The organism is uncultured Brevundimonas sp. (genome assembly GCF_937863155.1).
GTDB lineage: Bacteria > Pseudomonadota > Alphaproteobacteria > Caulobacterales > Caulobacteraceae > Brevundimonas.
In genome coordinates, this window is sequence record NZ_CALMFB010000037.1 from 1 (window position 1) to 8,375 (window position 8,375).

Here is an 8,375-nt window from a genome sequence, read left to right on the forward strand (position 1 = left end):
CCCGCGTGCAGGTGTCGCCCATGATCATCAGGGTGGCGTGCTTCTGGCTCCAGCATTCGCCGATGTTCGGGCAGGCGGCCTCTTCACAGACGGTGTGAAGGCCCTTTTCTTTCACGATGGCGCGGGTGGCGTTGTACTGGCCCGATCCCGGCGCCTTGACGCGCAGCCAGTCCGGCTTGCGCAGCACGGGGCTTTCCGGGCGGTTCTGCTTCTCCGGGTGGCGAAGCTGGGCCGGCGTCGTCTTCAGCGTGTCGATCAGGGTGACCATTGGCCGCTATGTCGGCCTTTGAGGTCGCAAAGGCAAGGCGGCGGCCCGGCCGGAAGTTCACGGCGCGTTACACATCTTTTCTTCGCGTGTTCGGCCCTCTAGTTTGCCTTCCCTTGAACGCGGGCGACCAAGACCCGCAATGGAGGGACGGCTTGAAGGTTTCGGCGGATCTGCTGGCGGGACAGGAACCGATCTTCGACGCGCTGGTCACGGCGCGCGACCGATTCGGCGACAAGGACATCCTGGAGGACCAGGATCGCAATCCCCTGACCTATACCGGGCTGATCCGCGCCGCCTTCGTGCTGGGCCGCAAGATCGCCGCCATGACCCAGCCGGGCGAGCGGGTGGGCGTGCTGCTGCCGGCCAGTTCGGGCGTGGTGGTGACCTTCTATGGCCTGCACGCCCATGGCCGCACCCCGGTGATGCTGAACTTCACCTCGGGCGAGCGGAACCTGAAGGCCGCGATCAAGGCCGCCGGGGTCAAGAAGGTGCTGACGGCCAAACGGTTCGTTCAGCAGGCCAAGTTGGACGACCTGATCGCCGATCTGTCGTCGGTGGCCGAAATGGTCTGGCTGGACGATGTGCGTAAGACCATCGGCCTTCAGGACAAGATCTATGGCCTGGTCGCCGGCATGGCGCCGCGCCGGTTCCGTGTGCGGACAAACCTGGAAGACCCCGGCGTCATCCTGTTCACCTCGGGCAGTTTCGGCGCGCCCAAGGGGGTGGTGCTCAGCCAGGCCAATCTGACCGCCAATGTGCGCCAGGTCGCGGCCCATATCGACCTGGACCCGGCCTGGGTGGTGTTCAACCCGCTGCCGACCTTCCACTGTTTCGGCCTGACGGGTGGGGTGCTGCTGCCGCTGCTGTGCGGGTTGAAGGCGTTCCAGTATCCGTCGCCCCTGCATGCGAAACAGATTGTCGAACTGCTGCCGCAGGTGAAGGCCTCGATCGTCTTCGCCACCGACACCTTCCTGAACCAATGGGCGCGGGTGGCCGGGCCGGACGATTTCTCGACGCTGGAATTCATCGTCGCCGGCGCCGAGAAGGTGAAGGACGAGACCTATCACCTGTTCAACACCAAATTCCGCGGCGTGAAGCTGCTGGAAGGCTATGGCGCGACCGAGGCCGCGCCGGTGGTGGCCGTGAACCACCCCGACCGCAACCGCCCCGGCACGGTGGGCCAGATGCTGCCGGGCATGGAATGGCGGCTGGAAGGCGTGCCGGGCATCAACGAGGGCGGCCGCCTGTATCTGCGCGGCCCGAACGTCATGCGGGGCTATCTGTCGCCCGACGACCCCCAGGTGATCGAACCGTTGGAAGACGGCTGGCACGACACCGGCGACATCGCCGACGTGGACGCCGAGGGCTATGTCGCCATCCTGGGCCGGGTCAAACGCTTCGCCAAGATCGGCGGGGAAATGGTCAGCCTGACGGCCGTGGAAGGCCTGGCCGGCGCGGTCTGGCCCGAGTCGCGGCACGCCGTCGTCTCCATCGCCGATGCGCGCAAGGGCGAGAAGCTGGTCCTGGTCACCGACCGAAAGGATGCGGATGTCGCGCGGCTGGCCGAATGGGCCCGCACCCATGGCGCGCCGGAACTGGCGGTGCCCAAGAAGATCATGCGCGTGGATGAAGTGCCCGTTCTGGGCACCGGCAAGACCGACTATGTCGCCATCCAGCAGATGGCCGAAGTCAGCGATGCGGCCTGAACCTTAACGGTTGAAGCGACCCCCGGGGTGATCCACCCTGCTCTTCCCTGAAACCTTGGGAGGAGGGATTCGGATGTTTGCGTCTTTCTCGCGTTATCAGCCGCAGTTGCTGTCCGCCTTGCGTATCGTCGCCGCGCTGATGTTCATTCAGCACGGAACCCAGAAGATCTTCGGCTTTCCCGCCGCGGCGCGTGGGCCGTTCGAGATCGCCAGCCAGATGGGGATCGGCGGGGTGATCGAACTGGTCGGCGGGGCGCTGCTGCTGATCGGCCTGTTCACCCGGCCGGTGGCCTTCGTCCTGTCGGGGATGATGGCCGTGGCCTATTTCCAGTTCCATGTCGCCAATGGCGGCGTCTATCCGCTGGTCAACGGCGGCGAGCTGGCGGCGCTGTACTGCTGGGTCTTCCTGTACATTGTCGCCGCCGGGCCGGGCGCCTGGGCCGTCGATACCCTGAGGGGCAAGCGCGGCTGATCAGCCGATCCTGACACCGGTCATCGAGATCGAACCGCCCTCGATGACATCGTTGAAGAAGCTGACGTCGTCGCCCGGCCTGCGCTGGGCGGCGACGTACAGCAGCGGCAGATAATGCTCGTCGGTCGGCACGCTCAGTTGCGCCTCCTCGGCCAGATGCACCCAGTCGATCAGAGCGTCGTCGTCGCCGCGCGTCAGGGCCGATTTGACCGCCTCGTTGAAGGTCACCGCCCACGGATAGGCGTCGCCGCCTGCCCGCTTCCAGGTCCGCAGATTGTGCACGAAGTCGCCGGACCCGGCGATGACCACGTCTTCGTCTCGCAGGGCGTTCAGCCGCTTCGCCAGATCATAGTGGCCTCGCGCATCCAGGCGCCGGTCCAGCGACAGCTGCACCACCGGCACGTCTGCGTCGGGCCAGACATGGGCCAGCACCGACCAGGTTCCGTGATCCAGGCCCCATTGGTCGGTCATCACCGCGCCGGTCAGATCCGACACCCGCCGCGCCAGGTCGGGCGAACCGGGCGCCGGATACTGCATGGCGTGAAGTTCGGGCGGGAAGCCGCCGAAATCATGGATGGTCTGGGGTTGCGCCATCGCCGTGACGCCCAACCCTTGAGTTTCCCAGTGGGCCGAGACCATGACCACGCCCCTGGGCTTGCCCAGGTCGCGGCCGACCTGAGCCCAGGCGTCGGCGAACGGCCCGCCCAAGGCGTTCATGGGCGAACCGTGCCCGAAGAAGACCGCCGGACGGGCCATGGGGATCAGCCCACCAGCTTCTTGGCCGTCTCGGCCACATAGCGGCCCTGGAACCGGGCGCCGTCCAGCTCGGTCTCGCTGGGCATGCGCGCGCCGTCGCCGCCGGTGATGGTGGTGGCGCCATAGGGGCTGCCGCCGGTCATTTCGTCGATGCGCATCTGGCCCTGGAAGGCATAGGGCAGGCCCGCCACCAGCATGCCATGGTGCAGCAGGGTCTGGATCAGGCCGATCAGGGTCGTCTCCTGGCCTCCGTGCTGGGTCGCGGTCGAGGTGAAGGCCGATCCGACCTTGCCCACCAGGGCGCCCTTCATCCAGATGCCGCCGGTCTGATCCAGGAAGTTGCGCATCTGGGACGCCGCGGTGCCATAGCGGGTGCCGGCGCCGATGATGACGGCGTCATAGTCGGCCAGTTCCTCGGGCCTGGCGATGGGGGCGGCCTGATCCAGCTTGTAGCCGCTGCTGCGCGCCAGCTCTTCGGGCACCAGTTCGGGCACGCGCTTGATGTCGACCACCGCGCCCTGGACCGAGCGGGCGCCCTCGGCCACGGCCTCGGCCATCGCTTCGACATGGCCATAGGTGGAATGATACAGGACCAGGATCTTCGGCATGTCGCCCTCCGCGAAAATGACAAACGGCCGTATGTAACAGCCACAGGTGCGGATATGGGGCGCCGGCCATGGGCGACGCAAGGCCCGGTCGTCAGATTTCCATATGCCGCCGCCCGATGGGGCAGACCCGCTCATAGAAGGCGTGATCCGCCGGCGCCGTTCCGCCTCGCGACAGGCGGAACCGATGCTCGACGATCATGGCTTGCTGTTCGATGTTCAGGCCGGGCCACAGGCAGTCGTCGCTGACCGCATAGGCATAGGCGGTTGGGCCGTCGCCGGCCTTCAGCTTGCCGGTCAGCAGGTTCACGCCCCGCTGGGCCTGCCAGACGTGCACCAGTTCATGCACCAGCACCGCCTGGCGCCTCAGCTCGACCGCCGACAGGTCGGGCGCCAGATCGCGCCCGGGCCAGACGATCCAGTCGCGCCCGAACCATCGCCCGGGCACGAAGGCCCGCGTGAACGGCCACGGCGCGGCCAGGATGCGGATGGGCTCCAGCCTCAGATCGTCGGCGAACACCTCGACCGCCAGGGCGCGTTCGCCGGGCGTCAGCGCGCGCACGGCCCAGGCCGGCGTCACGGATGGCCGCGCCGGGCCGGTTCGCCGGTCCATTCCCAATGCCAGGGCTCGAACACATAGGGCACGAAGCCGAACCGCCCGGCATTGGCCACCAGCCAGCGATAGACCGGCCCGCGGCTCATGTGCAGGCGGCTGGCCGGCACGGTGGAATCGACGCCCAGGCCCTCGATATGGCCGACATACAGGTCCAGCGCCGTGCCCGTGCGGTGCGGCGAACAGACGGCCCGTCGCACCCCGTCGCAATTGCCCTGGGCCGCGCAGCGGGCGGCGTCTGCCTCCGGGTCGCGGAAGGCCGAGAAGATCTGCAGCAGCTCATGATCCGACGCGATCTCGGGCACTTCTGCGCGCGCCGCCATGACCATCTGTCGATAGGCGTCCAGCACGTCGCGGCGCACCAGACGGGTCAGACGGTCGGCGTGTTCTTCCTCCGCCACCAGATAGCCCAGCTGGTTCAGCGGGGGCGGGTCGGGGCAAGGCGCGCCATTGATCCGCGCCATGATGAAGGGGCGCCGTTCCTGCAGTACGCCGCGCAGAACCTGGAACGTCGCCGGATCGAACACCCCGGTCGCCGGCAGATTGTAGCGCGACTGGAACTCCGACAGGGCGGCGGCGAACACCGGGCTGCCGGGCGCGCAATGGGTGTCGATCTCGCGCTGGATCAGGGGCAGATAGGTCTCCCACCCCCATTCGGTCGCGCCGAACGGCGCCCATTCCAGCGAATGCACCGAGATGGCGTTGGCGAAGGCCGGCCCGGCCCAGCGGTCGGCCCCGTCCTGACACCGCTCGTCCGCGCGCGCCAACGTCGGCGCCGCCAGCAGGGCCGCGATCAGACTCAACAGGGCCAGAGCCGTTCTCATGCCCCATCAAGGCCCCAGACTTGCGGCGACGGCAAGGCTGCATCGTCTGACGATTGCTGGCAGGGTGATCGGGACGGCCGACTCATCGGGCCGCCGCCCCGGACGCCCGCATGACCGACGCCCCCTCCTCCGCCCCGCCTGTCATTCGCCGGTCGAACGGAACCCTGGCCGCCTTCGCCGCCAGCTGCCTGCCGTATGCGGCGCTGGGCCTGCCGGTCTATGTCACCCTGCCCGAATTCTACGCCAGCCATGTGGGCGTGCCCCTGGCGGCGGTCAGCCTGATCTTCCTGATCGTGCGGCTGGCGGACATTGTGGTCGATCCGGTGCTGGGGGTGATCATCGACCGCACCTCGACCCGCTGGGGTCGTTATCGGGTCTGGATGGCCATCGGGGCGCCGATCCTGATGCTGTCGGTGGCCATGCTGTTCTTCGTGGCCCAGGGGGCGTCGGCGACCCACCTGGCGGTGTGGCTGGTGGTCATGTACCTGGGCTATTCCATCAGCCTGTTGAGCCAGATGAGCTGGGCCGCCGTGCTGTCGCCCGACTATGACCAGCGGTCGCGCATCTATGGCTGGTGGCAAGTGTTCAACATCCTGGGCGTGCTGGCGGTTCTGCTGATCCCGGTGGCGGCGCAGGCGATGGGCCATAGCTACGTCGAGGCGGTGCGGATGCAGGGCGGCTTCATCGTCGTGCTGCTGCCGCTGGCGCTGCTGGTGACCTTCCTGTTCACGCCCGAGCCGCGCAACGCCACGCCGCCGCCGCATGGCGGCCTGGGCGCCACCCTGCGGATGGTGATGAAGCCGGTGCTGCGGCGCCTCTTGATCTCGGACCTGATGCTGGGCGCGGCGCGCGGTCTGATCGGGGTGCTGTTCTTCTACTTCTTCGAGCAGGCGCGCGGGTTCGAGCGTGAGCAGACCTCCATCCTGCTGCTGGTCTATTTCGTCGCCGGCCTGGTGGGCGCGCCGGTGTGGGCCGCCCTGGCCACGCGCATCGGCAAGCACCGGGCGCTGGCGGTGGGCAGCGTCTACTTCGCCATCAGCTTCGCGGCCGCCACACTGCTGGTTCCGGCCGGGAACTTCCCCGCCGCCCTGGCCGCCATCTTCGGCACGGGCCTGGCCTTCGGGGCGGCGGACCTGCTGCTGCGGGCCATGATGGCCGACGCCTCGGACGCGGTGCGGCTGGACGACGGGGCGGACCGGACCGGCCTGTTGTTCTCGATTCTGAACGCCACCTCGAAGATGGGCTACGCCCTGTCGGTCGGCGCCTTCGCGGTGCTGGAATGGATCGGCTTCGACGCCCAGCCGGGCGCGGTCAACGACCCCGGCGTGATCGCCGGGCTGCAATGGCTGTTCATCGCCGCGCCGGTGGTCCTGCTGCTGACGTCGGCCCTGGTGCTGCGCATCTATCCGCTGACGCCGGATCGTCATGCCGAGATCCGCGCCCGCCTGGCCGCCCGCGACGGAGAGGCCGCGTGACGCCCATCGACCGGCTGAAGGCCATCATGGCGCGGTTGCGCGACCCGGACGGCGGCTGTCCCTGGGACGTGGAGCAGACCTTCGCCACCATCGCCCCCTCTACGATCGAAGAGGCCTATGAGGTCGCCGACGCCATCGAGCGCGGCGACTGGGACGAGCTGAGGTCCGAGCTGGGCGACCTGCTGTTTCAGGTGATCTTCCATGCCCGCATGGCCGAGGAACAGGGGCTGTTCGACTTCGACGACGTGGCCAACGCCATCGCCGACAAGCTGGAACGCCGCCATCCGCATGTGTTCGGCGTCGAGGACGCCCGGCCCGACGCCTGGTCGCAGAAGGCGCGGTGGGAGGACATCAAGGCCGAGGAGAGGAAGGCCCGGGCGCAAGCCGGGGTTCTGGACGATGTGCCCATAAGCCTGCCCGCCCTGGCCCGCGCCGCCAAGCTGACCAAGCGCGCCGGGCGGGTCGGCTTCGACTGGCCCTCGACCGACGAGGTGTTCGACAAGCTGGCCGAGGAGGTCGCCGAACTGAAGGCCGAGATCGCGGCGGGCGACCTGGACAAGGCGCGCGAGGAGATGGGCGACCTGCTGTTCGTGGTCGCCAACCTGGCCCGCAAGCTGGGCGTCGAGCCGGAGGACGCCCTGCGCGGCGCCAATGCCAAATTCGTGCGCCGCTTCGCCTTCATCGAGGCGGAACTGACGAAGGACGGCCGCACGCCGGAGCAGTCGGACCTGGCCGAGATGGACGCCCTGTGGGACGCGGCCAAGGCGGCGGAGCGGACATGAGCGCCGGGGCGCACGATCCGGGCGGCAAGGTGCGGCTGGCCCTGATGCAGGGGGTGCGGGGCGATGCGGTGTTCAGCGAGGACGGCCGCTATCGCCCCCTGATGCGACGTTGGCTGGGGGACGCCTTCCCCGCCCGCTATCTGCTGTTCATCGGCATGAACCCGTCGACGGCCGACGCCACCGTCAACGACCCCACCTGCGCGCGCGAATGGACCTTCACCCAGCGCGAGGGTTTCGACGCCATGATCAAGGCCAATGTCGGCGACTATCGCGCCACCGACCCCAAGATGCTGCTGGCGCCCGGCGTGGTCGCCTGTTCGCCCGCCAACCTGCCGGCCATCCGCCAGGCGGCGGCGGGCGCGGCCAAGGTGATCCTGTGCCACGGCAAGCTGAACAAGGCCCTGGCCCCGGCGGGCGCAGCGATGGTCGAGGCGTTGAGGGCCGATGGCGTGGCCCTGTGGTGCTTCGGAACCAATGGCGACGGAAGCCCGAAGCATCCGCTGTATCTGCGCGGGGATACGCCGATCCGACCCTGGCCGTGATCCCTCTCCCGACGGGAGAGGGCTTGAGCGCCCGAGAGCCAAAGGCGATCGGACTCGCGCGAAAGGGTGAGGGTCGGATGTCAGGTGATGATCGGCGAACAGCCGACCCTCACCCTTTCGGCTAAGACGCATCGCTCCGCTCTGCGAGCCTCAAGCCGCTTGCCGCCGTCGCTGGATCGTCACGGCAGCCCCGCCCGCCAGCAGTAGAGTGAACAGGATCATCGCCCACTCGGTCATTGTCGGCACGACGGCGGGCGGCGGCGCGCCCGTGGTGATGCGGCCGAGGCGGTTGCCGCTCAACTGGGTGAACCACAGGGTGCCGTCCGGCCCCG

At 68.4% G+C, this 8,375-nt stretch carries 10 protein-coding genes and 1 pseudogene; 5 read left to right on the forward strand and 6 right to left on the reverse strand.

Annotated elements, in window-relative coordinates:
• Window positions 1-268 (reverse strand): annotated as a pseudogene (locus tag Q0581_RS05840) (lipoyl synthase); the annotation flags it as partial.
• Window positions 269-420: 152 nt separating this feature from the next.
• Between Q0581_RS05840 and Q0581_RS05845 the strand changes: the two are divergent.
• Window positions 421-1,974, forward strand: coding sequence for an AMP-binding protein (locus Q0581_RS05845; protein WP_298698521.1), 1,554 nt, complete (start codon window positions 421-423; stop codon window positions 1,972-1,974).
• A gap of 73 nt (window positions 1,975-2,047) precedes the next feature.
• Window positions 2,048-2,446 (forward strand): DoxX family protein, encoded by a 399-nt coding sequence (locus tag Q0581_RS05850; protein ID WP_298698524.1) that lies wholly within the window; start codon window positions 2,048-2,050, stop codon window positions 2,444-2,446.
• On the opposite strand, the gene ygiD is transcribed toward Q0581_RS05850, so the two are convergent.
• The 4 genes from ygiD to Q0581_RS05870 form a co-directional block, all read right to left on the reverse strand.
• Entirely contained in the window at window positions 2,447-3,202 is a 756-nt protein-coding gene (gene ygiD / locus Q0581_RS05855; RefSeq protein WP_298698527.1) for a 4,5-DOPA dioxygenase extradiol, read from the reverse strand.
• 5 nt (window positions 3,203-3,207) lie between these two features.
• On the reverse strand, window positions 3,208-3,810 hold the full coding sequence (wrbA, locus tag Q0581_RS05860) for an NAD(P)H:quinone oxidoreductase (RefSeq protein WP_298698528.1): 603 nt from the start codon (window positions 3,808-3,810) through the stop codon (window positions 3,208-3,210).
• A gap of 91 nt (window positions 3,811-3,901) precedes the next feature.
• The gene (locus tag Q0581_RS05865) at window positions 3,902-4,387 is read right to left on the reverse strand and encodes a hypothetical protein (protein ID WP_298698531.1); all 486 of its coding nucleotides are present in this window, start codon (window positions 4,385-4,387) and stop codon (window positions 3,902-3,904) included.
• Window positions 4,384-5,244 (reverse strand): M15 family metallopeptidase, encoded by an 861-nt coding sequence (locus Q0581_RS05870; RefSeq protein ID WP_298698533.1) that lies wholly within the window; start codon window positions 5,242-5,244, stop codon window positions 4,384-4,386. Before Q0581_RS05870 ends, Q0581_RS05865 begins: the two co-directional genes overlap by 4 nt.
• Before the next feature lie 110 nt (window positions 5,245-5,354).
• Here Q0581_RS05870 and Q0581_RS05875 point away from each other — a divergent pair, with 110 nt between their 5' ends.
• Genes Q0581_RS05875 through Q0581_RS05885 form a run of 3 tightly spaced genes read left to right on the forward strand, consistent with a single transcriptional unit; the run spans window position 5,355 to window position 8,043 of the window.
• Window positions 5,355-6,719, forward strand: coding sequence for an MFS transporter (locus Q0581_RS05875; protein WP_298698536.1), 1,365 nt, complete (start codon window positions 5,355-5,357; stop codon window positions 6,717-6,719).
• Complete coding sequence (gene mazG / locus Q0581_RS05880; protein ID WP_298698539.1) at window positions 6,716-7,501, forward strand: nucleoside triphosphate pyrophosphohydrolase; 786 nt, start codon at window positions 6,716-6,718, stop codon at window positions 7,499-7,501. The genes Q0581_RS05875 and mazG overlap by 4 nt, the downstream gene beginning before the upstream one ends.
• Window positions 7,498-8,043: a DUF1643 domain-containing protein gene (locus Q0581_RS05885; protein ID WP_298698542.1), complete on the forward strand. Its 546-nt coding sequence runs from the start codon at window positions 7,498-7,500 to the stop codon at window positions 8,041-8,043. Before mazG ends, Q0581_RS05885 begins: the two co-directional genes overlap by 4 nt.
• A 150-nt stretch (window positions 8,044-8,193) precedes the next feature.
• On the opposite strand, the gene Q0581_RS05890 is transcribed toward Q0581_RS05885, so the two are convergent.
• Window positions 8,194-8,375, reverse strand: a 182-nt coding sequence (locus Q0581_RS05890; protein WP_298698545.1) for an IPTL-CTERM sorting domain-containing protein, incomplete at its 5' end; no start/stop codon positions are given.

Bases quoted from the DNA above. Each gene is read 5' to 3' on its own strand.
- Q0581_RS05850 (WP_298698524.1), top strand. From the start codon at position 2,048: ATGTTTGCGTCTTTCTCGCGTTATCAGCCGCAGTTGCTGTCCGCCTTG.
- ygiD (WP_298698527.1), bottom strand. From the start codon at position 3,202: ATGGCCCGTCCGGCGGTCTTCTTCGGGCACGGTTCGCCCATGAACGCC.
- wrbA (WP_298698528.1), bottom strand. From the start codon at position 3,810: ATGCCGAAGATCCTGGTCCTGTATCATTCCACCTATGGCCATGTCGAA.
- Q0581_RS05870 (WP_298698533.1), bottom strand. From the start codon at position 5,244: ATGAGAACGGCTCTGGCCCTGTTGAGTCTGATCGCGGCCCTGCTGGCG.
- Q0581_RS05875 (WP_298698536.1), top strand. From the start codon at position 5,355: ATGACCGACGCCCCCTCCTCCGCCCCGCCTGTCATTCGCCGGTCGAAC.
- Q0581_RS05885 (WP_298698542.1), top strand. From the start codon at position 7,498: ATGAGCGCCGGGGCGCACGATCCGGGCGGCAAGGTGCGGCTGGCCCTG.